We start from the raw sequence: 22,636 nt of genomic DNA on the forward strand, positions 1-22,636 counted from the left end.
TTCCTCCTTAAGCTCAGGGAGCTTTACTATAGATTTTCCGTTTATGAAAGGAAAGAGAACGGTATTTAAGAGCCAGATTACGGATTTGTTGCTCTTTTAACGAAGAAGCGTTCACATTCAGACTTTTATTCATGGAACTTCTAAGGACCATGCTGCCTGGGTTCTTCGTATACATAAAATTGGCATACGTTTCATACTCGGAGAAACCAAACTGCTTCTTCTTATTGATATTGGAGATGATCGCTTTGTACCAAGGCAGCTTATGAACCGCTTCGATTTTCTGTTTTAAGGCAGAGAGTTTCGATTTGTCGAACAGCATATAATGGGTGACAAAAGAGCGCGGGCGCGGAGCTTTCATGCCTAACAACTTACGGTAGGTATTGAAATATTCCGGCTGGCTCCAGTCACGGCAGTAAAATACTGTTTTGCCTTCTACAAGAAATGAATGAGGTTTAATCAGTACGGTATCCGCATCCATGACTAGAAAGTATTTTGCCTTCACAATGGAATCTCCGTTCATTTTGAGCAGCTGCTGATATAACCAGCCTGACCGATTCCATCGGGAGGACTGGTAGTGTATCTCGTTTTTGGTTATAGGCAGGACGGATCGCTCATTAACAAAAATACAGTTTTTACGGGAACAAAGTTCTCTGATTTTGGTGCTGACCGGAGAAACAATATAAATGCCTCCAATGGGATGTTTTACATAACGGCGAATGTTATTGATGACGAGGGGAAGGGTAGCCAAATCTTTCTCTATCGCTGGTATAAGAACATCAATCTTAGGCGCATTATTCAACCGGATTCCAGGCTCGACGGACATCTTCTCAACTCCTTGCACAAATCGTGATGACTTATTATATGGTATGTGTGCAAAAGTGTTTTGGTCAGGGCATGTGCAAATATACATTTTTTACGAATAGGGCTTTTGTTGAGGGTTCCTTTATCGGTATTACATATAATGCATGCAGGATCTTGATCAAACAGCGAGCTTTGATGCGGTGGCTGAAGGGAGAGTTTACGACATGGGAGTTGATAAATTGCAGCCGTTAAGAAGCAAATGGTTAAAAACAAAATTGATCATTAATAATGAATCAATTAAACCGTTTATCCCCGACACACAGAAATATAACAAAACGAATCTGAAATCCATGATCAGCAAATATGGAATGGTCTATGTCAAACCCGAGAGAGGTACTTTCGGGATGGGTGTTATTAAGGCCGAGATGGACAGTCATCAACATTTTGTCTATCAGATAGAGCAAAAACGCCTGACGTTTGACAGCTTTGAATCGTTTTATAGCAGTCTGACTCGTTTGGTGCATAAAAGAAGTTATCTGATTCAGAGAGGAATCCATCTGCTTAAGCACAATAACAGACGTTTTGACATCCGAGTCATGATACAGCTAAGCCCGACCAAACATTGGGAAGCTACCGGAATCATAGGGCGACTGGGTCATCCAAAGAAAATCGTAACCAATTATCATAGTGGTGGTACACCGATGGATATTCACAAGCTGCTACAATCGCATGCATCCACAAAACGCAGAAATAAACTGGTTCAGGAGATGAATGAGCTTAGCCTGCGCATAGCTCGTCATATGAAAAAAAAGTACCCGTATCTAATGCAAATCGGTGTGGATATCGGCCTTGATCACAGTCTGAAACCCTGGATTATAGAGGTAAATGTCAAACCGGACCCATTTATATTCAATCAATTAAAGGATAAGACGATGTATCGCAAGGTAATACGATATTACCGCCATGCTTTCCCCAAAAAAACAGAATAACAGACCGGTTTTTTCATAGGAATGGATGGAGAAGGTTTCAAGCTCAAGAGTCGCCAATATGGCGACTTTTGAGCTTGAACTGCCTTTTAGGGTCTGATAATGTATCGTAATACATGGTGGAGAGCTTCGATGTCATCACCTTTCAATATCTGATTAAGCCAATTCAGCCGCAAGTTTTCGAGGAAAAGATGTTGCTTTGGGAGTTATTCTTGATGGTCCTTTGAAAGATGCTGTAGTGAGTAGAGAAAGTGACTTAGTGTTGAGTATTGTAGAGGGACAAGAACCTGTTAGCTTCGTTCAAGGAGTACTTGCGTGTCGGGCTGCGCGACAATGTGTTGCCGCCGATGGTGTCGAACACGACATCGACTCCACGGCCCCCCGTTTATCGCATGATGGCGTCGACATTCTTCAAAAGAAACGAGTGTCTATTATATTGAAGAGGCAGCTATTGCTACAGGCGAACATGATGATCCGAACAGCGCTGTTGGCATGGGTAATGCTAGCACCTTAAGGAGTTTATAGCTATGGAACTGTAGTGGTCAGGAGAGCCTAACCTCGGCAAGCGCTTCCGTACGGAGTCATCTCATTGCGTTTGCCGCGGAAGAATCCCGTTTGAACCGGGGTAAATCGATTGATTTAAAGGAATAAGCAAAAGAAATAATGGCTGCACAAGAAGTTCCGAGCAGCAAAAGATATAAGCAAAGATTTAGTAGCGATTGCTTCCGGGAATGGGGGAAGCAATCGCTATGTTTTTTTGCGGATATTTTTATTTTTTGTCCGCCACATGTGTACAATAAATAAAAAAGATGATACATTGAAATTAGTTTAATTCCTTTTATAACAGGTTTTTTTGAAGAATACTATGTCTCCTGTACGAGGACATACGTATATCGAGGAGGGAATGGAATGTCAAGTCAAGCATTGGACCAATTTTTAAGTTCGAGCATCGAAGATCTAAAGACTAAAGGTCTATATAACGTCATTGATACGCTGCAGGGTGCAAATGGTCCTGTTATTCGTATCGACGGAAAGTCCCTAATCAATTTGTCTTCCAATAACTATTTGGGACTGGCAACAGATTACCGCCTGATTGATGCTTCAGTTAAGGCGTCGCAGACATACGGGGCAGGCGCAGGGGCTGTGAGAACAATTAATGGTACGATGGATCTTCATATTGAGCTTGAAGAAAAACTGGCCCGTTTCAAAAAAACGGAAGCCGTTATCGTGTATCAATCGGGATTTAACTGCAATATGGCTGCTATATCCGCGGTAATGGACCAGCATGATGCGATTTTATCCGATGAGCTGAACCACGCTTCGATTATTGATGGCTGCCGCCTGTCGAGAGCCAAGGTGATTCGCTTTAAGCATTCGGATATGAATGATTTAAGACAGAAGGCAAAAGAGGCCAAGGAATCCGGTCAGTACCATAAAATTATGGTCATCTCCGATGGGGTTTTCTCCATGGATGGTGATATAGCAAAGCTGCCCGAAATCGTGAAAATAGCTGAAGAATTCGATCTGATTACTTATGTGGATGATGCCCACGGTTCGGGCGTTCTCGGAGCAGGTGCGGGAACCGTGAAGCATTTTGGATTGTCCGACCGCATTGACTTTCAAATTGGTACTCTTTCCAAGGCGATCGGCGTTGTCGGCGGTTATGTGGCGGGTAAAAAACAACTGATCGAATGGTTGAAGCTGAGAAGCCGTCCGTTTCTGTTCTCGACATCGCTACCTCCGGCTGTAATCGCTTCTTGCAGTGCTTCTGTCGACATTTTGATGAATGACAAAGAGCTGATCGAAAGGCTGTGGGAGAACGGCAATGCTTTGAAAAATGGCCTGAGCCAGCTTGGATATGATGTAGGCCAAAGCGAAACGCCAATCACACCTTGTATCATTGGCGATGAAGTAACCACTCAGCAGTTCAGCAAACGGCTCTATGAAGAAGGCGTTTACGCCAAGGCAATCCTGTTTCCGACGGTTCCGAAAGGAACGGGAAGAATACGCAACATGCCGACAGCTGCCCATACCAGGGAGATGCTCGACCAGGTGATCTCCGTTTATGAGAAAGTTGGCAAGGAAATGAAGCTGATTTAGCTGCATTCGCGGGAGTATATTTCGGGAGGAATGTCTTATGGACAAGATTTTGGTGACTGGGGCACTGGGCCAAATCGGTTCTGAGTTAGTTGTTAAATTACGTGAAATTTATGGTGTGGATCACGTTGTTGCTACGGATCTCAGGTCATCAGCCCACGAAATTACCCGATCAGGGCCATTCGAGCTGCTGGACGTGACGAATGATAAGGCGATGTTCGAAATCGCCAAGCGGTACGAAGTGGATACCGTCATCCATTTGGCTGCGCTGCTGTCGGCTACTGCTGAGGAGAAACCGCTGCTTGCCTGGAATTTGAATATGGGCGGATTGATGAATGCACTTGAAGTATCCAGGGAGCTCGGCTGCCAATTTTTCACTCCAAGCTCCATTGGATCTTTTGGGCCTTCGACTCCGAAAGACAATACCCCGCAGGATACGATCCAGCGGCCCAATACGATGTACGGTGTGAACAAAGTGTCCGGCGAACTGCTTTGTGATTATTATTTTCACAAATACGGCCTGGATACGAGGGGGCTGCGATTCCCGGGTTTGATATCTTATATGACGCCTCCCGGCGGAGGAACGACGGATTACGCCGTGGAAATTTATTACGCAGCCGTGACGGCTGGTCGGTATACATCTTATATCGCCAAGGACACAAACATGGACATGATGTATATGCCGGATGCCCTGAATGCTATCATCGAATTGATGGAAGCGGATTCATCCCGGTTGATGCACCGAAATTCATTTAATGTCACCGCAATGAGCGTCGATCCGGAGGCGATCGCTGCAGCGATTCGGGATGAGTTTCCCGGCTTTATCCTCGATTATGACGTTGATCCGAAGAGACAGGCGATTGCCGATAGCTGGCCGCATTCCATTGATGCGACGGCAGCGAAAACAGAATGGGGATTTCTTCCCCGCTACGACCTGAAGGCCATGACGAAGGATATGCTTTCACAGCTAAGCGAGAGACAAATGCTTCGCAAGGCTTAAAGTGATTATGAATTCGCTGTGCAAAGCCAGTTGAAATACAAAAGAAGCTGCATCAAGAGGTTTGGCGTTACCCGGACCTTTTGTTGCAGCTTCTTTTTCACCCTCCAGCCCGGACATTTCGGTATCTGTGGCTTATAAGATAAAGAACACGGCATAAAGTTTGCAACAGGACGGACCGAGGCATGCAAAATTAAAACACAGAAGTGAAAGAAAGGGAGCTGTTTATGTCGCGGGACAAGAACATGTTCTCATTGCGATAGGCGTTTTTCTAATCGTTATTTTGCCTGTTAGTTCATTTATAGATATAATGCAGATGTACAATGACACAAAGTTACCAAACAAGAGAACCCTTTGAGCCACATTAATAAAAGAATAAAATGATAGTTTCATTAATCAAGCAAGGAGTGTGCATATAATGGGTTCATTTTCGAAAGAAACAAAAGATAATTCTTACGTAGTAATTCCGTCAGAAAATGTAACTAAGATACAATTTGGAGATCCGTGTTATAACGGTTATCAACTAGCTGGGCAAGAATTCTGGGAATTAACGGGTGTCTCTTATACCACTGAAGTATCTTCGTTAGAAGTTCGTAAATACCAATACCATATGGCAGGACATCTGCATCATGCCTTATTACCGCTTAGCAAGCTGCTATAAGTTAATTTTGTATTTTGAAGAAGGAAGGGAATAACCTTGCAGGAGTACTACTTGACGCCTATAGAAATAGTAGCGATCGGTTGGGTTGTAGCACATTTTTTAAGGTAGTTCCTTTGTTACATGACAGTCTAATTGAAATGGGTATTAAAGAAGGTGTGACTCATACTACTGATGATATAGTTTCAGATGATACGATTTCACACGTTGCTCTAATAGCCGTTTACAAAAAAATGGGATTTACGTTGATAATAGAAAGTTACATATGGACTATATAGAAACAATGAAAAGATAATTTCATTGAAGGAGGTTCGGGATGAGAAACGAAGAATGTTGTCCTGAATGTGGAGGAACAAAATTTGGGGAGGGCAAGTCGCACGGCGAAGCTAGGGTATATCCTATGAAAAAGATGCTAACATTAGGATCAGATGTTACTCATGTAATTTGTATAACGTGTGGATTTATTTTAAAAAGTTTTGTTAAAGAGCCACATAAATTTGAGGATAATAAATAAAATTGTACTGCAAGAAAGGGGACCAACAGATCAAGTTCTAACTCTGCTCAGTTAAATAAAGACTAAAGGGCATAATTGCATGAAAGTAGGGAACTTTAAAAAAATTCAGTCTTTGTTGTCGAGGGTCAAGAACATGATCCCATTCAAGTCGCTATTTTAGCGGCTTTTTTATTTTATCGGTACAAGTTCGTGTCCCAAGCCAAGGACAAGAACTTGTACCGATTACCGTATTGAACAAGAACATGTTCCTACTCCCGATTAGATGTATATCCCAAAAAAGCACATGTAGTTAAAACTTGAATAGGCAGCATTGGAGGGACGGTTTTACATTTTTTAGAATACCTAAATCTAAAAAAATAGGAAGGAACCTTTTTTAATTGTTACCACCTCGGAAAGTTACCAAGCCGTTGTACCCACAGATAAGACACAGGTTCAGAATAAGGACATTCTTATAAAAACAATAGTTTAATCTTTAATGACAACAAACAACTGTTCTTAAAACGGTTGTTTTGTTGTTAACACCCAATAGTTACATTCTGGTTCCTATCTAATAAAAAGGTGCCTACTTTTCAAGTAGCATGAGAAATTTTAAGATAAAAAGAAAGGCGGTTCATGCATAGTGTGATCGTTCAATTAACTGATTAAGTGGGAGATTAAACGAAAGTAATTGAGGGGATGGTAACATCATGCCGATTGAAATCAAAGACATTGTGTCTAAGAAAATATTAAGTGAAGTAAAGGGTTATCTTGATATTGGTTTTACTCATTCGCTAAATCCCTATACAGGTTGTGCATTTGCTTGCGAATACTGTTACGTCAGAGAAATGCCAATTCAAAAGTTTAAGGATATTCCTTGGGGATTGTGGGTGGATGTCAAGAAAAATGCAGCAGAAAACTATGTAAGGGAAGTCTCTCTTCTAAGACGCAAAAATAAACCCATAAGTATATTCATGTCATCAGCCACAGATCCTTATCAACCTGTAGAGCAGAGGGCAAACATTACAAGAAGCCTATTGGAAGAAATGGATAAAAACCCACCAGATTCACTTCAAATTCAAACTAGAAGCCCTCTGGTTGCCAGAGACCTTGATATACTACTTAAATTAAAGGAAAAATGTCGGATTCTGGTTTCAATGACAATCGAGACAGATCGCGAAGATGTGAAACGAATTTTTTCACCCTATGCTCCTGGAATAGATTTAAGAGTTAAAGCCTTGAAAAAGATAAATGACGCAGGGATATATACACAAGTATCTATTTCCCCAGTGCTACCTTTTTCACCTAATTTCGCTAACATGATACAAGGTATAACTGATCGAATTTGGATTGATACGCTACTGATAGGTGATGGTCAAATGGGGATGAGATCTGAGCGTTTAAAAATGCCAAAATTATTTGCTGCGAACGGCTGGGACAAATGGTACGAGAAAAGCATTCATCTGAAAGTGGAAAAATATTTTAAGGCAAGATTTCCATCTGAAATCATTCATGTATCTAAAAACAGCGCATATCCATTTTGATTTTATATAGCCATTCATTTTGTGAGGATCTTGCCCGTTTTTTCTTCATGCAATAGAAATATTGCAGAAACTGGTGTTCGAAGATCAACTTTCTCTTACGAGTCAATGGAGGACGCATGAGTCCTCCATTGACTTAACTTGAAGATGAAAATACAGGGTTTATGATTCCATGGGAATAATAGAGGAGCTTATTTTATTTTGAAATGACGTTGGATTAACACTTCGACTTCATTCACTCTGATGAATATCGTCTGGAAGTTCATCATTGAGTTTCTGGTATCCAAGGCCCCATGTCTCCATAGAGAATATAATTGGCTTCAGTGAATTTCCTAAATCACTTAAACTGTATTCGACTCTCGGAGGAACTTCTGCAAACACCGTACGAATGACAATTCCATCCTCTTCCATTGAACGTAAATTTTCAGTGAGAACCTTTTGACTGATCTCCGGGATACTTTTACGAAGTTCTCCGAATCGTTGAGTCCCCTTCAAAAGATCCCTCATAACCAATAACTTCCACTTGTTACCTATCAAGCCAACTGTCGTTGCCACAGGACACAACGGCAACTCTTTTTTTGAAATCACTACATTATCGCCTCCAATAGTTACTATTAGGTTCCTATATAACAAAAAGGTGCCTACTTTCAAAACGAATACATTGCTTATATTATAATTCTGTCGATGAGAAAAGCAAATGAAAATGAATGAAAGGAGGAGGGAGTTTGCAAGAAAGTTTATGGATGCAACTGAGTGACTATTTTTCGAATCATATGTTAACGTTCTTGAATTCTTGGAAAGAGCATTTAAAGATCAGTTTATTGGCATTGATGGGTTCTACACTTATCGGGATTGCATTAGGTACCTTATCAACTAAATACAATCGTTCCGAAAAATGGATCATCTCGTTATTCCAAACATTACGAATCGTTCCCAGCCTAGCGATCTTACTTCTGTTGCTTCCTATCATGGGTACTGGAATTAGGCCCGCCCTTGTTGCTCTCATTATTTTAGGAATCCCTCCTATCTTAATGAATACAGTATCCGGGTTACAAAGTGTGTCCTTGTCTTTACTTGAATCTGCACAAGGTGTAGGGATGTCTGAACGACAAATCCGATGGAAAATCCAATTTCCAGTGGCTGGACCATTGATATTGACAGGGATTAAAACCGCTGCGATTGAAATTATCGCCAGCGCCACTTTGGCTGCCAAAATTGGAGCTGGTGGATTAGGAGAAATTATTTTTACCGGTTTAGGACTCAATCGAACGGATTTACTTTTAATTGGTGGTATTTCAGTAGCGATTCTGGCTATTGGTATAGGATTTATTTTAGATCTGTCTGAACGTGTATTGTTTAGATATAAATTCTTGCAAAGGTAGGGTCCACACAAATGAAAAAGAACATAAAGAAAAAATTGGTTTTAACCATTTCAATCACACTTGTTTTGTCCATAATTTTGAGTGCATGTGGTAATAAAACGAATAATCATGGATCTACTATACGAATTGGTTCAAAAGACTTTACTGAGAATTTAATTGTCGGGGAGCTATATGCTTTGGCTTTGGAGAACGCGGGATACCAAGTAGAGCGTGTTCCTAATATTGCGGGTTCCATCATTCATTCATCGATTGTTAATAACGATATCGATATGTATCCAGAGTACACAGGTACGGGGTTGTTGGCCGTATTACAGATGGATTTGATGACAGATCCGGATGAAGTGTATACAAAAGTCAAGGAAGAGTACAAAAAGCAATTTAATATCTCATGGCTCGATTATTCAAAAGCAAATGATGGAGCGGGTCTCGTTATTCGAACGGAAGTATCACAAAAATTAGGGATCAAGACCATTACTGACTTGCAAAAACATGCCGGTGAGATTCGATTTGCTTCCCAAGGAGAGGTTGACCGGCGCGCTGACGGTATTCCAGCATTGGAGAAAGTGTATGGCAAGCTCAATTGGAAATCATCCAAAGTATATGATAACAGTTTGAAATATGAAGTGCTTAGAAACAATGAGGCTGATGTTGCGCCTGCATATACCACTGAAGGTCAGTTGGTGAACAAAGACGAGTTCACCCTATTGGAAGATGACAAACAAGTATGGCCACCTTATAACTTGGCGCCTGTTATCCGTGATAATGTGCTCTCAACGGATCCCGGCATCGCTGAAGTGATCAATAAGGTTAGTTCGGTATTGGATACAGACACCGTAACCGCACTAAACGCAAAAGTGGACGTAGACAAAGAAGAATATGAAGATGTGGCAAAAGAATTTTATGATTCCATTAAATAAGGATGGCGTTAACATGACTCCAACAGCAATCGAATTCCATGATGTGAGCAAAACATATTCAGATTCCAATGCATATGCAGTTGATCATGTGAACTTGTCGATAAGTGAAGGGGAGTTTATTACAATCCTCGGCTCCTCTGGATCAGGAAAGACAACTTTATTGAAGATGGTGAATCGGCTTAACGATCCTTCCCACGGGATTATTAAAATATTTGGCGAGGATATCGCTCGAGTTGATCCTGTAAAACTTAGAAGAAAAATTGGCTATGTTATTCAGCAAGTAGGCTTGTTCCCCCACATCAATATTGAACAAAATATTGCTACTGTTCCTCGTCTTTTGAAATGGGACAAAAAGAAAATCGAAGATCGGGTACAAGAATTGTTAGCTTTGGTTGGGTTAGATTCAGAGAACTTCAAACGACGTTATCCTTCACAATTGTCCGGAGGACAGCAACAGAGAATCGGTCTTGCGCGAGCATTAGCAACCGATCCCAAAATTATGCTGCTGGATGAACCCTTTGGGGCCTTGGACGCTATTACGCGCTTAAATCTCCAGGATGAACTCTTAAAGATTCATGGGGGAATGAAAAAAACCTTTTTGTTCGTGACTCACGATATTAATGAAGCATTCAAGCTGGGAACCAGGGTTATGATTATGAATCGGGGTAAGGTTTGTCAATTCGATACCCCGAGAGAAATTGTAACTCATCCTGCAGATGATTTTGTGTACTCACTCATTCAATCTTCGAAGGAGCAAGAACGTTTCTGGGGGAACTTAACATGATCGACTATGCCATTAAGCATCCGGATAAGTTGGGAAATGCATTGTTGGAGCATGTGGAGATTCTCATTTTGACCATGCTGCTCTCTGTGATCATTGCAATCGTCTTAACCATCTTAGCTCTGGCCTCTGATAAGGTATCTAGATCACTCATTTACATGTTTTCAATCTTGTATTCCATTCCGAGCTTGGCTTTGTTTGCAATCATGATCCCTGTGACCGGATTGGGGAAAACGACAGCCATTACCGTGCTCATTGCCTATAACCAATATATCCTTCTACGTCAGTTTATTGCAGCTTTGAAACATGTTGAACCATCTGTTATTGAAGCTGCTACTGGGGTAGGTATGAGCCGATTTCAGATCTTATTTCAAGTCCAGGTACCCTTGGCAATCAAGCCTCTGTTTACTGGCCTTCGACTTGCTTCGGTAACAACCATTAGCATGGCAACCATCGCTGCCTTCATTAATGCAGGAGGGCTAGGTACGATATTAAATGATGGATTACGGACCATGAATATCGATAAGATTTTGTGGGGGGGCTTATTGTCAGCAGGACTTGCCATTGTGACGAACGCAATATTCATGCTGTTTGAGAAACGAATATATTTGAGATCGGAGAGATAAATAATGAAGGCAGTTGTATTGGAAAGGGTCTGTACCCCAAAAGAACTACAGATCACTGAAGTACCTATTCCTATAGTCAAACCTGGGTGGGTACTTGTAAAAATCAGGGCGTTTGGAATAAATCGCTCCGAAATGTTCACTAGACAGGGGCATTCACCGTCCGTTCAATTCCCGCGTATTATTGGGATCGAATGCGTAGGGGAGATTGAAGATCCTTCAGATAGCACATTTATAAAGGGAACGACCGTCGCTTCATTAATGGGAGGGTTAGGCCGTGCATTTGACGGAAGTTATGCTGAATATGCACTTATACCTTCGGACCAAGTGTATCCTATTCCTAGCGATATGAAATGGACTGAACTTGCAGCGATACCAGAAATGTATTATACCGCGTATGCATCCTTATTTGAATGTCTTCAATTGACTTCAGGAGAGATGCTACTTATTCGTGGTGGGACAAGTTCCGTAGGCTTAGCAGCACTTCAGCTAGCTAAGAGTGTAGGAGCAAAAGTTATATCAACGACTCGAGACAAAGAGAAATTTGCACTTCTCCAACAAGCTGGAGCAGACTATGCACTGCTCGATAATGAACATTTGAGAGAACAGGTGTGTGCTATTGCTCCAAATGGGGTAAACAAGGTTCTAGAGTTGGTTGGTACAACGACGGTAAAGGAGTCCTTGCAATTCATCTCAGAACGAGGGATTTGTTGCATGTCAGGAATATTAGGAGATGAATGGACTCTTGATGCCTTTGAACCTTTAGTGGATATACCCTCAGGTATATATTTCACAGCGTTCACCAGTGAAGTTATCAAAGAAAGTACACTGATCTCTTTATTTGAGCATATTCAAAAACAAGGTATAGTCCCACCTATTGCCCGAGTCTTTACACTCGAGGAGATTGGAAAGGCACATCTTTTAATGGAAAGTAACACCGCAAACGGTAAGATTGTTATATCCAATGACATTTGCACATGAAAATAGAAAGGGGTTTAAATATGACGATTACAGAAAACAAACAATTGATGTATCGTTTCACGAACTTCATTAATACGGCAAGCAAAGAACTTGCTGAAGAATTGATTGCTCAAGATGCTGTTTTTTATGTACCTATGCAAAAAGAACCAATGAATGGTCCAAGTGGTTATCTCTCCATAATTCATATGATGAGATCTGGTTTTTCCGATATACAATGGACTGTTAAGGAGCTGGTAGCAGAAGGGGATCTAATAGCAGCTCATTTTGTCATGAAGGGCACACAAGACGGAGAGTTTCTCGGGTTTCCACCAACGAGAAAGAAAATTGAAGTAAATGCAATGAATTTTTATCGGATCTCTAATGATCAAATTATTGAAGAGTATGGTCAACCCGATATGCTTGGTTTGCTCCAACAAATAGGGGCAATTCCAAAAGCATAATTACATCTCCTCTTGTAAATAAATGAAGTGATCTCAGAAAATGTCGCTATAAAAGCGGCATTTTTTTGAGATCATGTGACTTGATTAAGAAATAATTGTCGAGGGACAAGAACATAGTCCGATTACCGATTAGGTGTCATGAGATTTTATCATTCGCTAATGAAATTTTTAAACATTTACCTTTTTGGTACTTTAGGTGTACTCATTTCTCTGGGATTAGATAGGTTAATTGCAGCACAAGGATATGCCAAAACAGCCATTCATATTTGTTGCTGCTGTTGTGAACAGTATCCTAGAGAGAGGGGCCAAAAGCTTTCTGCTTCAGAAAATAGACGGACGTCCAAATTATTTAATGGCTTAAATAATCCGTGTTTTTAGCAGACGAAGGTAACTCTGTTCATGGAACAACTATTAAACTCTAGACTAGAATGGATTACAAAGAATAGTGGACCAACTAAAATTAGGTAGTGATCTAAGTGTCAACAGATTAGATAAGTAACGCAAAGCAAAGCAAAGGTATGAGTGCCTTTGCTTTAACTTAGAAAGAAGGGTGTCGTAAAAATTAACAAGGTATCATTCCCGATGCGTGCTTGTTGTCGGACCTCTCATCTATTAAGTTCTTTTATGTGGATCTATGATTGAAGCGCTGCACAAGCGAGAATCTCGTCGGTAGTGCGTAATCGGCCAATACGTGGAAAGATGACTTTGCTTACGTGCTCATGTTCTGCCTCGCTGAATCCGGTCATTGCGTCTATTGCAAAAATCACTTGATACCCATGAGCAAATGCTTCTCGCGCAGTTGTATCAACCCCAATTCCTGAAGCAATTCCGCAGAGTATGATCGTAGTAATGCCTCTCCGGCGTAACTGCTGATCCAGATCCGTCCCGTAAAATGCACCCCACTGACGCTTAGTAATTAGATGGTCGTTAGTAGTGACTCCAATTTCAGGCACAATTTCATCCCATCCAGGTACCAGATTGATCGCTGGGGGTTCTTGATCCAGCAGCGGATGGGGCATATCTTTGAAATCTTTCGAAGAAACACGTACGAGTCCAACGAAGGCACCAACCTCACGGAAAGTTTGAACCATGGCAGCGGCACGTTCGACAACTTGTTCTGCTGAATGAGGGGCGTACTGGTTTCCGATCCATTTCTGCAGATCGATTACGATTAATGCCGTTTTAGAAAATTGATATAAATGCTCTTTCATGTTAATCACACTCCAATTTCAATTTGATCATCCTTAATAGTAAGTTCATAAAATTGAACTTTTATTCATTGACTTGGTGTTCATAATTTTGTACTATTAGTTCAAAGTTGTCAAGAGGGGATGCTTGAGCATGAGCGTAACGAAGCAAGATATCATTTATTCGGCTTCTAAAATGTTTAACGAAAAAGGTTACCTGGGAACATCCATTCAGGAAATCGCCCAGGACTGTTCCATAGCAAAGGGCTCCGTTTACAAATATTTTCCTTCTAAAGAGGATTTGTTGTGTGAGGTTTTCGACCATTGCCAAATGGCTTATTTTGATCGGGCTGAACGTTTGAAAGATATCGGAAAGGGGAGCCCTCAGGAGAGACTAGTGGATCAGATTGTATTTCGTTTTCAGTATTTCATGGAATATCGTCATATTATGGTGGATTTCATTGATCTACCAATTACGCAGTACGAAACATTCCGCAAATTGAGAAATCACGTTCGCGAGCGAATGATGGAGTGGCACAGATCATGGCTTTTAGAAGTCTACGGCCCTAAAATTCAGCCGTTTCTCTGGGATTTGATCTTTATTTACCGGTCTTTTATTAAAGATTATCTGCAGCGCGTCATCTCCGAAGAGAATCTATTGTCCGTTGAGGATACAGCTTGGTTTATCGTTGATAAGATGGATGCGTTAGTCAACCACATGTCCAAGTCAGGTTCGAATGGACTGCTCGGGCAAAGCGCATATGATACCTTTATTCATTCAGGCTCAAACGACTGGAACGGTGAAAAAGAACGGATTACCGAAGAGTTGCTCGGCAGAGTGATTGCTATTATTGAGGCTTGGAAGGGTGGGGCAGAACGCCGTAAGGAATTGCAAGAAATTGTTCAATTGTTGAATAGCGAGATTGCTCAGACTGAGCCAAAGAGATCGGTTATTCAAGCGTTATGTGCTTACTTGGAACAAGAGAAAGAACTAAGAAGTTCAGTTATTCAGTTAAAGCAAATCGTCCTAGCATAGGTAAGGAATATTGGTGTTAGTTAGAGAAATGTGAATATTCCAATGATGATAACTATAGCTGTATATTTAAAAAAGGTTGAACAATTGTTGCTAAATCACTTCAAAGGGTAGTTCTAATGAAAGCTATCCTGCTCTTAAATAGAGCAGGGGCTCGATCTACTCGATAGGAACGTTCTTGAACACAACCGATTTGTAAAGATGAACGGCATTCGGAAGCTGTAGCTTGATACTCCTGCCCAAAAAGAGCGATGTTGCGTGAAGCCCGCGTGCGGTTAATGGTGGCATGGATGATTTTCCGTTCGTATGCGAAAGTTGAGTCATTCATAAAATCCTTCAGTAGATTTTCTCAAACTGCTGAATTGATCCAGATCATGACCGAACCAGACTTGGGAATTCGTACGGGCAGCCAATGTACGAATTTTCTCTACTGTGTTTCGATAGCCGATCAAATCATAAATTATCCCAGGCGGCTTGACAGGAGGACCAAAACTTTCCGAAGTATAGATGGCATCGGAAGATAGAATGATTCCGCCGGTTTCTGGCATGTCGATCTGGAGACCCAACATTCCCCATGTATGACCGCTTCCGAAATTCAAGATTTTGATACCATCCACCAGATCCAAATTGTCTTCTCCCGGTTTGATCGTTTTCCATTGCAGCTGGTTTTTGATCCATGCGTCAATATCAGCCCACACATAGGCTCCTTCTTTTTCATTGCGGGCGTAGGTCTGCAGTGCTCCGTTAAACTCATCCTCATGGACGATAATGGTCGCGTTCGTGAACAATTCGAGGCATCCTGCATGGTCCAGATGCAAATGGGAGGCAACAACATACTTGATGTCTTCGGGTCTAACCTTAAGCTGCTCCAATCGGTTATGCAGGTAACATTCCTCGCTTGCCACCCATGGAGACGACAGTTGGGTCGATTGTGTCCAGCGCCCTTGAGCGCCCATTGAGTTTGGGTTGCAGGCTGTATCAAACAAGATTTTCCCCTCAGGATGATCGATCAATACCGTATAAATTGGAAACTCCACAAATTGTGTCTGGGCATTCGGATTATTAATTGTTGCTGGATTATGCATGGAGATGATCCAATTTTTATCCATGCTCATTCGACCGTTATCCAATACATATAGCTTGGGATGCATCTTAATAATATTTGTCATGTTTATTTACCTACCTATCGAAGTAATCCAGTACAAGGTAACCCCTTTCGGGAGCACATCTCCTTGGAACACCCGGTTTTGCCCTTGAGCGGTGTCTTTGCTATGGCAGATCTAGCTCAAGCTGTTCAGTACTGGTATAGACATACAGTAATACAAAAAATAAAATGATATAAGTAGGCACTTTAAAGTGTCCTGGGAATTTCATAGAGCACTAGGAGGGAAACTATTTGGTACATTCATCCATAACTAAACAATCTGATATTTCGTTATCCAATTGCGGCTATAGCAAGGTTCTTGACATTATCTCTAACAAGTGGACTGCACTTGTTATATATGCCATGGAAAACGGTAAAATCAGATATGGAGAAATGCTACGGAGAGTTGAAGGGATATCTAAAAAAATGCTTACCCAGACGGTACGCAAGCTGGAACGTGATGGATTGGTCCAACGACACATTACGCCTACAGTACCTCCAAGTGTGGAATATTCTCTAACAACATTAGGGGAAACATTGCTCAAACCGATGAAAGAGTTAAGGCAGTGGGGAAGAGAAAATTTCACTCGAGTTGTAGAGGCGAGGGTTAAGTTTGACGTTGCTTATACTACTGGTTCAAGTGAAGCCGACAGATAAATTGATGGACTTTACAGTACTTGAAGTATCACGTTGTAGTAGCGTAGTTTTGGATATCCGCTAGACCTTGGAAGACTCATTGAAGAGGCTGAAAACGGACTATTTCAATTTGCCTAACGAGCACCGCATTATCCGGCCATGCCGAGATTCTTGAAGGGGAGCTGCCATTTGGGCCGAAGATTACCCCGTAGATGATTACTGTCGAGGGACAAGAACATGATCCCATTGAAGTCGCTATTTTAGCGGCTTTTTATTTTATCGGTAGAAGTTCTTGTCCCAAGCCAAGGACAAGAACTTCTACCGATTGCCGATTAGATGAATATCTACACATTGAGTGAATACGCATAAACTTAGGAATTCTTGGAACAAATTTTATGGGTGGATTCTTGCTCGTAAGCTCGCCGCCGCAGTCCACCTCGTAAAGGTGGCGGACTCGCGGGGGGCCCGATGCATAATAAAAATCAAATATATTAATCTACACTGTCCAAAAGGATGCAAAGCAACAGAAGTGCCAATGCAGATGAAGAATAAACAAACGTATAACATATAAAAATGTGGGATTGATTTGACGAAGTAAGTTGAGTGTGATAGCATTTGGTTTAATTTAAAACGAAAAGGCTATGATGAGAAATAGTAAGTATTAGGGATTTCACAGAGAGAAGATGGTTGGTGCGAATCTTCATTGAACTAATAGTGAAGCAGTCTCGGAGCTGTGAACCGAACAGAGGAATCTCAGTAGGCTTCAACGGAGTTCCACCGTTATTCAGGAAACAATATCGGAGATATCCCGTATTGATTGAGTGCAGAGAAATCTGAATTTAGGTGGTACCACGGACATAATCGTTCGCCCTAAGTTGACATGTAATATGTCAGCTTAGGGCTTTTTTGTTTTATTCTTTTTCGTTTAAACATATGTAAAAACATTTTCCAAGAATAAATAATAATTAAAATGGAGGCATTGAGCATGGTTAAAATGACACCAGATGAGTTAAGAAAATCATACATTGACTTTATGAAAGGAATAGGGGCAAGCCAAGTACCCTCTTCTAGCTTGTTACCAGAAAATGATCCCTCAACGCTTTTTACGGGAAGTGGAATGCAACCTATGGTTCCATATTTATTGGGGGAAAAGCATCCAATAGGCAATGACATTGCTAATATTCAGAAGTGTTTAAGGACAGGCGATATTGATGAAGTAGGAGATACGTCGCATCTGACATTTTTTGAAATGGTAGGTCGATGGGAGTTTAAAGCAAATGAAGATCACTATAAGAAAAAGCAAATCGATGCCGTTTGGAATTGGCATATTAAAGAATTAGGAATTGATCCTGACAGACTATATATCAGTGTTTTTATAGGAAGTGATGATTTGAATATACAGAAAGATACGGAAACCATTCAAATCTGGTCAGAAAAATTTAAATCAGTAGGTATAGAACCTATCGTTGAAGATAATCCGTATCAATATGGGGTATCTAGAGGTGGGAAAATATTCTTATATGATGAAAAAGAAAATTGGTGGAGCCGATCCGGAAGTCCATTGAATATGCCTGTTGGTGAACCCGGTGGGCCTGATAGTGAAATGTTCTACGATCTTGAGCCAGACGGTGATTCACTGGATCATCCTGCTTCTGAAAGCGAGAGGTTTTTAGAAATTGGGAACAACGTATTTATGTGTTACAAAAAAGAAGACACAGGATTTGTAAAAATGAAAAATCCCAATATTGATTATGGAGGCGGATTAGAAAGGGTTGCAACAGCCCTTAATGGTGACAAGGATATTTATAATACGGCTTTCTTCCTTAATCCCAAGAAAAAATTGATGGAGTTAAGTGGTAAACAATATACTGACGATTTAAAGTCGTTTAGAATCATACTTGATCATGTGAGAGCGGCTACTTTTCTAATTAATGATGGTGCGGAGCCAGCTAATAGTGATGCAGGGTATATAACAAGAAGGTTATTAAGAAGGGCGATTCGTGCAGGTAAAAAAATAGGTATACACGGAAGTTTTGTGGGTGAGTTGTCTGAAGTTTATATCGATGAAGCAACAGCTTATGAAGATTTGATCGGTAATAAAAAGAAAGTTATCGAAATAGTAAATAAGGAAGAAAATCTTTTCTATAGAACTTTACAGCAAGGAGAATTTGAAATACAAAAACATCTTAAGAATAAGGGTAAAGTTACAGGTGCAGATGCCTTTTATTTTTACGAAACATATGGGTTTCCCTTGGAGTTGACGGAAGAGTTTCTAACTGAAAGTGGATATAGGATGGAGGACAAGGCGTCTTATATAGAGGCGGCAAACAAACATGCTGAAAAGAGCAGAACTGCTTCTGTGGGTAAATTTAAAGGTGGACTCGCTGAACATTCAACAGAAACGACAGCCCTGCACACGGTATCTCATTTATTACTTGCTGGTTTAAGGGAAGTTTTAGGTGATCATGTTCATCAACAAGGAAGTAATATTACTTCAGAACGATTACGGTTTGACTTCAACCATGATGAAAAACTTACGCCAGAGCAAATAGCTGAGGTGGAAAAGTATGTGAATGATGCGATTTCATCAAAAGCAGTTACCTATATTTCAGAGCTGTCTAAAATTGAAGCGAAAGAAAGTAATGTTGAAGGGAATTTTTGGGATAAATATCCGGATATCGTTAAGGTGTATACAATCAAAGATAACGAAGGGAAAGTTTGGAGTCGAGAAGTATGTGGAGGACCTCATGTAGAAGATACAACAAACTTAGGAAAGTTCAGTATTAAAAAAGAACAATCTTCTGCTGCTGGAGTTAGAAGGATTAAAGGAGTAATTAATAAAAACGCGGAACAATAGCTGATGTTTTAGGATTACCATTTGTAACAACGTTATGAGTTGCCGGGAATCCAGGATGAATGATAAAGCCGGCACTCGAAGAGGGTTTGACATCGCTTGGCCTTTCCGTTGGCGGTACCGGAGAACAGTATTCAAAGAAAAAGAGCTGGAGCAAGCCCCTGACTGAACTGGATTTATCCATTCCTAGTTAAGGTACCCGTCCAGCTCTTTTTTTCGCATTTGAATCTTGAATAAGGATAAACAACTCAGGCATTTTGAGCAATCATTTCCCGTTAGTTTAATCGTCTTGAAAATTATCTGATTTAAACAGACCATGTAATAGCATTGATAAAAACAGACAGAATATATGGCAAGGGAGGTGGATTTAATCAACACATATACTATAATAATGGAAATAAAATAAGGGATGGTGTTTCTCAATTGAAAACTTTTTATTGTGATCTGGAAATAACCTTAGATGTCATTGGCGGAAAGTGGAGACCTCTTATACTGTATTACTTAATAAAAGGTCCTAAACGGACCGGTGAATTGAAAAGGCTCATTCCATCAATTTCTCAGAAAATGTTAGTACAGTCATTGCGGGAGTTGGAGAGTCATAATTTGATTATAAGAAAAATGTACAATCAGGTACCACCAAAAGTGGAATATGCAATATCAGAAATGGGTATGTCACTTGAACCCACTTTGCGAGCTCTTTGTAATTGGGGTCAGGATTATGCAGAGAAGACATGGAACAAGGATGAATATCGGAGATTAAATGTAGAATAGAGTAATTTAAAAAATCAATTTATGCTGCATTTTATCACAATTATCACTTTTTGGTTACTATATAACCAAAAAGTACGTACTATTTTAAAAGTGATACATAGTACATAATGAGACTTGTGACCATGAAGAAAATAAAAAAATTAATAGGAGGAGTGTTCTAACAATGTCAACAAACAGCAGTCAAATAATTCTCAATATACGTTTTAAAATTAAGCCTGGTAAGAAAGAAGCTTTCCGTGAAAGTCTATTTGCAATGATTAGCAACTTCAAGAGTGAACCTACCTTTGTCAATGCGATCGTCTCCGATGATCTTGATCATTCTGATGATCTTGTCATCTATGAGATCTGGCAGGGTACAAGAGAAAGTTGGATTCGACACGAACTTAATAAACCTTATCGTGCTGAGTATGAAGGTGCACTTACCAACCTAATTGATGATAGAATCGTAAGCTGGCTTGAACCAGTCGGTGAATGGGGAAGTACACTGACGAATGTAAGACGGTAAGTTTCTTAAAGGTAAGGATTATCACTTGCAATCCATTCTGTAACCTCCAAATTAGAATTTTTACAAATAATCTCTGAATATTACAACGTGAAACAACAGTCGCTCGATGTACTGCCAAACTTAATCAATGGAAGAGTTCTTGCTAGCTTCACGATAAAAGATGATGTGGACGATATGATAACCTTTTTTTTGATCATAATGTAACTTATATAGTTACATTATGATCAACTTACCTTGCCGTGGTCCCGAAACGCTCTCAGAGCTGGTAAGCTCGCTCGGTACTGGCGCAAAATCTGGAACACCTTTAGAAGCAGCTGAGCAGGACTTTGTAATTTTGAGCGTAATGTGGCCGCAAATGCCTATTGCTTTGTCCATGGTTCCTGACTGGACAGGCCGTGTTCTTATTGATGCTACCAACCGTTTTGAAAATATGGAACCTTTCGTTGGTGAATTATCAGGAAAGAATTCGAGTGAAATCGTAGCGCAATATGCTCCGGGTGCTCGGGTAATCAAAGCTTTTAACAGTGTTCCGATGGAATGGATTAAGAATTACACGGAAGAGAAGCCGAAGACTAGGACTTTTAGTCAATCATATGGTCATAAAACAAGTGAATGATCCGGAAGTCGTGATTGGTTTCTAGTTATAAGATAAAAGCATTAATAAAAGTACAAAGGGGTTATTCATATGGGTAAAATACTTATTACTGGAGCAACAGGTAATCTCGGCAGCAGGACACTAGAGCTTCTTCTTAAAAAAGTTCCGTCAAATCAGGTCGCTGTATTGGTACGTGATCCGGAATCTGAAAAAATGAAAAAGTTTGTTAAAGAAGGTATAGAAGCTCACCAGGGCGACTATTTTGATTATAACTCACTTCTGCGAGCTTTTAATGGTGTTGAAAAAGTTATGCTTATTTCCGCGCAAGCATTTACCGACCGCAATACGCAACATTTCAATGTCATCGCAGCTGCAAAACAGGCTGGTGTCAAACAAGTGATTTTCACGTCGATCATACGAAGAAAAAATTCAAATCTTATTGTGCCCGAAGTATCGATGTCAGACTTATTTGCTGAACAAACGCTTAAAGCATCCGGATTAGATTATACCATTTTGCGGAATCCACCGTATCTTGAAGTCATGACTTCGTATTTCGGAGATGCGCTTAAAGTTGGCGTGCGAGTACCCGCGGGTTCCGGTAAAGTAGCCGCTGCATCTCTGGACGATTTGGCGGCAGCCAACGTAGCCGTTCTCACTCAAAACGGGCACGAAAATAAGTCATATACTTTAAGTGGTAGCGAGGGAGGCTCTTTTGCGGACATTGCTGAGGCCCTCTCGGAGATTAATGAGATAAATATTCCTTATGAGGCAATTAGCGAAAAAGAATATATAGATACCATGGTAGCGAATGGCTTGCCTGTTCTTATGACTGATTTCGTATTAGGTTGGGTGCGAGCAATCAACACTGGAGAATTCTCGGAGACGTCTGGAGATCTTGAACGTCTGATTGGCCGAAAACCAATAACGTATAAAGAATTCTTTAAAATCAAATCGCCTTTCTAAAATTGAAGATTGAAAGCTGGCATGTTACTAACTTAATTCTATGAAAAGTTTAGAGTTATTTGCAAGGAAGACATACTATGGGCCGCAAAGGCAAAGTACCATCAGAATCGCTTCTGTGATCCTCAAGAGGTTCTCGATGTGAAGTTCACGACTTTTGACTACAAGCTCGCCATAGGCGATGTATTGGTCAGAGTTACAAGGAGCACATTTCCAGCTAATCGCCGCAAAGTACTCCGAACCTTCAATTAACTCCT

24 protein-coding genes, 1 pseudogene and 1 other annotated feature are annotated in these 22,636 nt (G+C 40.7%); of the genes and pseudogenes, 21 read left to right on the forward strand and 4 right to left on the reverse strand.

The annotated features are described in order from the left end of the window. Positions 1–13: 13 nt before the first annotated feature. Positions 14–823: a DUF6492 family protein gene (locus HW560_RS21255; protein WP_090898737.1), complete on the reverse strand. Its 810-nt coding sequence runs from the start codon at positions 821–823 to the stop codon at positions 14–16. Between the two features lie 202 nt (positions 824–1,025). On the opposite strand from HW560_RS21255, the gene HW560_RS21260 reads away from it, so the two are divergent. From HW560_RS21260 to HW560_RS21285, 7 genes and pseudogenes are all read left to right on the forward strand, one after another. Beyond that, complete coding sequence (locus HW560_RS21260; protein ID WP_256222074.1) at positions 1,026–1,790, forward strand: YheC/YheD family protein; 765 nt, start codon at positions 1,026–1,028, stop codon at positions 1,788–1,790. 110 nt (positions 1,791–1,900) lie between these two features. Continuing rightward, a pseudogene (locus HW560_RS34020) lies at positions 1,901–1,984 on the forward strand (DNA-binding response regulator); the annotation flags it as partial. Between the two features lie 712 nt (positions 1,985–2,696). Next, positions 2,697–3,887: a glycine C-acetyltransferase gene (locus HW560_RS21265; protein ID WP_179264606.1), complete on the forward strand. Its 1,191-nt coding sequence runs from the start codon at positions 2,697–2,699 to the stop codon at positions 3,885–3,887. Positions 3,888–3,924: 37 nt separating this feature from the next. Continuing rightward, positions 3,925–4,884: an L-threonine 3-dehydrogenase gene (locus HW560_RS21270; RefSeq protein WP_090898725.1), complete on the forward strand. Its 960-nt coding sequence runs from the start codon at positions 3,925–3,927 to the stop codon at positions 4,882–4,884. Between the two features lie 415 nt (positions 4,885–5,299). Then, positions 5,300–5,542 carry a hypothetical protein gene (locus HW560_RS21275; protein WP_090898722.1) on the forward strand — a complete coding sequence of 81 codons (243 nt, stop codon included), beginning with the start codon at positions 5,300–5,302 and terminating at the stop codon, positions 5,540–5,542. 313 nt (positions 5,543–5,855) lie between these two features. Next, the gene (locus HW560_RS21280) at positions 5,856–6,053 is read left to right on the forward strand and encodes a transcription initiation factor TFIIIB (protein ID WP_090898719.1); all 198 of its coding nucleotides are present in this window, start codon (positions 5,856–5,858) and stop codon (positions 6,051–6,053) included. Between the two features lie 686 nt (positions 6,054–6,739). After that, the gene (locus HW560_RS21285) at positions 6,740–7,573 is read left to right on the forward strand and encodes an SPL family radical SAM protein (protein WP_090898716.1); all 834 of its coding nucleotides are present in this window, start codon (positions 6,740–6,742) and stop codon (positions 7,571–7,573) included. Between the two features lie 228 nt (positions 7,574–7,801). Here the strand turns inward: HW560_RS21285 and HW560_RS21290 are convergent, their stop codons facing one another. Beyond that, entirely contained in the window at positions 7,802–8,158 is a 357-nt protein-coding gene (locus HW560_RS21290; RefSeq protein WP_090898713.1) for a winged helix-turn-helix transcriptional regulator, read from the reverse strand. 137 nt (positions 8,159–8,295) lie between these two features. Here HW560_RS21290 and HW560_RS21295 point away from each other — a divergent pair, with 137 nt between their 5' ends. Genes HW560_RS21295 through HW560_RS21320 form a run of 6 tightly spaced genes read left to right on the forward strand, consistent with a single transcriptional unit; the run spans position 8,296 to position 12,694 of the window. Further along, the gene (locus HW560_RS21295) at positions 8,296–8,952 is read left to right on the forward strand and encodes an ABC transporter permease (RefSeq protein WP_090898712.1); all 657 of its coding nucleotides are present in this window, start codon (positions 8,296–8,298) and stop codon (positions 8,950–8,952) included. Positions 8,953–8,963: 11 nt separating this feature from the next. After that, on the forward strand, positions 8,964–9,869 hold the full coding sequence (locus HW560_RS21300) for a glycine betaine ABC transporter substrate-binding protein (protein ID WP_090898709.1): 906 nt from the start codon (positions 8,964–8,966) through the stop codon (positions 9,867–9,869). Positions 9,870–9,882: 13 nt separating this feature from the next. Continuing rightward, positions 9,883–10,653: an ABC transporter ATP-binding protein gene (locus HW560_RS21305; RefSeq protein ID WP_090902369.1), complete on the forward strand. Its 771-nt coding sequence runs from the start codon at positions 9,883–9,885 to the stop codon at positions 10,651–10,653. Next, positions 10,650–11,276, forward strand: coding sequence for an ABC transporter permease (locus HW560_RS21310; protein WP_090898706.1), 627 nt, complete (start codon positions 10,650–10,652; stop codon positions 11,274–11,276). The genes HW560_RS21305 and HW560_RS21310 overlap by 4 nt, the downstream gene beginning before the upstream one ends. 3 nt (positions 11,277–11,279) lie before the next feature. Beyond that, the gene (locus HW560_RS21315) at positions 11,280–12,254 is read left to right on the forward strand and encodes a zinc-binding alcohol dehydrogenase family protein (RefSeq protein WP_179264608.1); all 975 of its coding nucleotides are present in this window, start codon (positions 11,280–11,282) and stop codon (positions 12,252–12,254) included. A 20-nt stretch (positions 12,255–12,274) separates the two neighbouring features. Continuing rightward, the gene (locus HW560_RS21320) at positions 12,275–12,694 is read left to right on the forward strand and encodes an ester cyclase (protein WP_090898700.1); all 420 of its coding nucleotides are present in this window, start codon (positions 12,275–12,277) and stop codon (positions 12,692–12,694) included. Between the two features lie 632 nt (positions 12,695–13,326). Here HW560_RS21320 and HW560_RS21325 read toward each other — a convergent pair. After that, positions 13,327–13,905: an isochorismatase family protein gene (locus HW560_RS21325; RefSeq protein WP_179264610.1), complete on the reverse strand. Its 579-nt coding sequence runs from the start codon at positions 13,903–13,905 to the stop codon at positions 13,327–13,329. A gap of 130 nt (positions 13,906–14,035) precedes the next feature. Here HW560_RS21325 and HW560_RS21330 point away from each other — a divergent pair, with 130 nt between their 5' ends. Further along, positions 14,036–14,917, forward strand: coding sequence for a TetR/AcrR family transcriptional regulator (locus HW560_RS21330; RefSeq protein WP_090898695.1), 882 nt, complete (start codon positions 14,036–14,038; stop codon positions 14,915–14,917). 317 nt (positions 14,918–15,234) lie between these two features. Here the strand turns inward: HW560_RS21330 and HW560_RS21335 are convergent, their stop codons facing one another. Next, a complete protein-coding gene (locus HW560_RS21335; protein ID WP_090898692.1) occupies positions 15,235–16,083 on the reverse strand; it encodes an AhlS family quorum-quenching N-acyl homoserine lactonase in 849 nt (282 codons plus the stop codon). 227 nt (positions 16,084–16,310) lie between these two features. Here HW560_RS21335 and HW560_RS21340 point away from each other — a divergent pair, with 227 nt between their 5' ends. The 7 genes from HW560_RS21340 (at position 16,311) to HW560_RS21365 (ending at position 22,382) form a co-directional block, all read left to right on the forward strand. Continuing rightward, positions 16,311–16,715, forward strand: a complete 405-nt coding sequence (locus HW560_RS21340; protein ID WP_257031397.1) for a winged helix-turn-helix transcriptional regulator — start codon at positions 16,311–16,313, stop codon at positions 16,713–16,715. Positions 16,716–17,326: 611 nt separating this feature from the next. After that, positions 17,327–17,570, forward strand: a binding site (T-box leader). Between the two features lie 109 nt (positions 17,571–17,679). Next, positions 17,680–19,551 (forward strand): alanine--tRNA ligase, encoded by a 1,872-nt coding sequence (locus HW560_RS21345; protein WP_177185716.1) that lies wholly within the window; start codon positions 17,680–17,682, stop codon positions 19,549–19,551. Between the two features lie 59 nt (positions 19,552–19,610). Beyond that, the gene (locus HW560_RS34025) at positions 19,611–19,742 is read left to right on the forward strand and encodes a hypothetical protein (protein WP_256222071.1); all 132 of its coding nucleotides are present in this window, start codon (positions 19,611–19,613) and stop codon (positions 19,740–19,742) included. A gap of 229 nt (positions 19,743–19,971) precedes the next feature. Then, the gene (locus HW560_RS21350; RefSeq protein WP_090898686.1) at positions 19,972–20,319 is read left to right on the forward strand and encodes a winged helix-turn-helix transcriptional regulator; all 348 of its coding nucleotides are present in this window, start codon (positions 19,972–19,974) and stop codon (positions 20,317–20,319) included. A gap of 163 nt (positions 20,320–20,482) precedes the next feature. Continuing rightward, positions 20,483–20,824, forward strand: a complete 342-nt coding sequence (locus HW560_RS21355) for a putative quinol monooxygenase (RefSeq protein WP_179264612.1) — start codon at positions 20,483–20,485, stop codon at positions 20,822–20,824. Between the two features lie 220 nt (positions 20,825–21,044). Continuing rightward, the gene (locus HW560_RS21360; protein WP_179264614.1) at positions 21,045–21,440 is read left to right on the forward strand and encodes an NADPH-dependent F420 reductase; all 396 of its coding nucleotides are present in this window, start codon (positions 21,045–21,047) and stop codon (positions 21,438–21,440) included. A 69-nt stretch (positions 21,441–21,509) separates the two neighbouring features. Next, a complete protein-coding gene (locus tag HW560_RS21365) occupies positions 21,510–22,382 on the forward strand; it encodes an SDR family oxidoreductase (protein ID WP_090898675.1) in 873 nt (290 codons plus the stop codon). Positions 22,383–22,636: the final 254 nt, after the last annotated feature.

Origin of the sequence: Paenibacillus sp. E222 (assembly GCF_013401555.1) — a bacterium.
GTDB lineage: Bacteria > Bacillota > Bacilli > Paenibacillales > Paenibacillaceae > Paenibacillus.

Excerpts from the sequence above, each read along its gene's own strand:
- HW560_RS21270 (WP_090898725.1), top strand. The coding sequence starts at position 3,925 with ATGGACAAGATTTTGGTGACTGGGGCACTGGGCCAAATCGGTTCTGAG.
- HW560_RS21265 (WP_179264606.1), top strand. The coding sequence starts at position 2,697 with ATGTCAAGTCAAGCATTGGACCAATTTTTAAGTTCGAGCATCGAAGAT.
- HW560_RS21355 (WP_179264612.1), top strand. The coding sequence starts at position 20,483 with ATGTCAACAAACAGCAGTCAAATAATTCTCAATATACGTTTTAAAATT.
- HW560_RS21305 (WP_090902369.1), top strand. The coding sequence starts at position 9,883 with ATGACTCCAACAGCAATCGAATTCCATGATGTGAGCAAAACATATTCA.
- HW560_RS21260 (WP_256222074.1), top strand. The coding sequence starts at position 1,026 with ATGGGAGTTGATAAATTGCAGCCGTTAAGAAGCAAATGGTTAAAAACA.
- HW560_RS21315 (WP_179264608.1), top strand. The coding sequence starts at position 11,280 with ATGAAGGCAGTTGTATTGGAAAGGGTCTGTACCCCAAAAGAACTACAG.
- HW560_RS21330 (WP_090898695.1), top strand. The coding sequence starts at position 14,036 with ATGAGCGTAACGAAGCAAGATATCATTTATTCGGCTTCTAAAATGTTT.
- HW560_RS21360 (WP_179264614.1), top strand. The coding sequence starts at position 21,045 with ATGATCAACTTACCTTGCCGTGGTCCCGAAACGCTCTCAGAGCTGGTA.
- HW560_RS21255 (WP_090898737.1), bottom strand. The coding sequence starts at position 823 with ATGTCCGTCGAGCCTGGAATCCGGTTGAATAATGCGCCTAAGATTGAT.
- HW560_RS21280 (WP_090898719.1), top strand. The coding sequence starts at position 5,856 with ATGAGAAACGAAGAATGTTGTCCTGAATGTGGAGGAACAAAATTTGGG.
- HW560_RS21325 (WP_179264610.1), bottom strand. The coding sequence starts at position 13,905 with ATGAAAGAGCATTTATATCAATTTTCTAAAACGGCATTAATCGTAATC.
- HW560_RS21320 (WP_090898700.1), top strand. The coding sequence starts at position 12,275 with ATGACGATTACAGAAAACAAACAATTGATGTATCGTTTCACGAACTTC.
- HW560_RS34025 (WP_256222071.1), top strand. The coding sequence starts at position 19,611 with ATGATAAAGCCGGCACTCGAAGAGGGTTTGACATCGCTTGGCCTTTCC.
- HW560_RS21335 (WP_090898692.1), bottom strand. The coding sequence starts at position 16,083 with ATGACAAATATTATTAAGATGCATCCCAAGCTATATGTATTGGATAAC.
- HW560_RS21345 (WP_177185716.1), top strand. The coding sequence starts at position 17,680 with ATGGTTAAAATGACACCAGATGAGTTAAGAAAATCATACATTGACTTT.
- HW560_RS21285 (WP_090898716.1), top strand. The coding sequence starts at position 6,740 with ATGCCGATTGAAATCAAAGACATTGTGTCTAAGAAAATATTAAGTGAA.
- HW560_RS21275 (WP_090898722.1), top strand. The coding sequence starts at position 5,300 with ATGGGTTCATTTTCGAAAGAAACAAAAGATAATTCTTACGTAGTAATT.
- HW560_RS21300 (WP_090898709.1), top strand. The coding sequence starts at position 8,964 with ATGAAAAAGAACATAAAGAAAAAATTGGTTTTAACCATTTCAATCACA.
- HW560_RS21310 (WP_090898706.1), top strand. The coding sequence starts at position 10,650 with ATGATCGACTATGCCATTAAGCATCCGGATAAGTTGGGAAATGCATTG.
- HW560_RS21365 (WP_090898675.1), top strand. The coding sequence starts at position 21,510 with ATGGGTAAAATACTTATTACTGGAGCAACAGGTAATCTCGGCAGCAGG.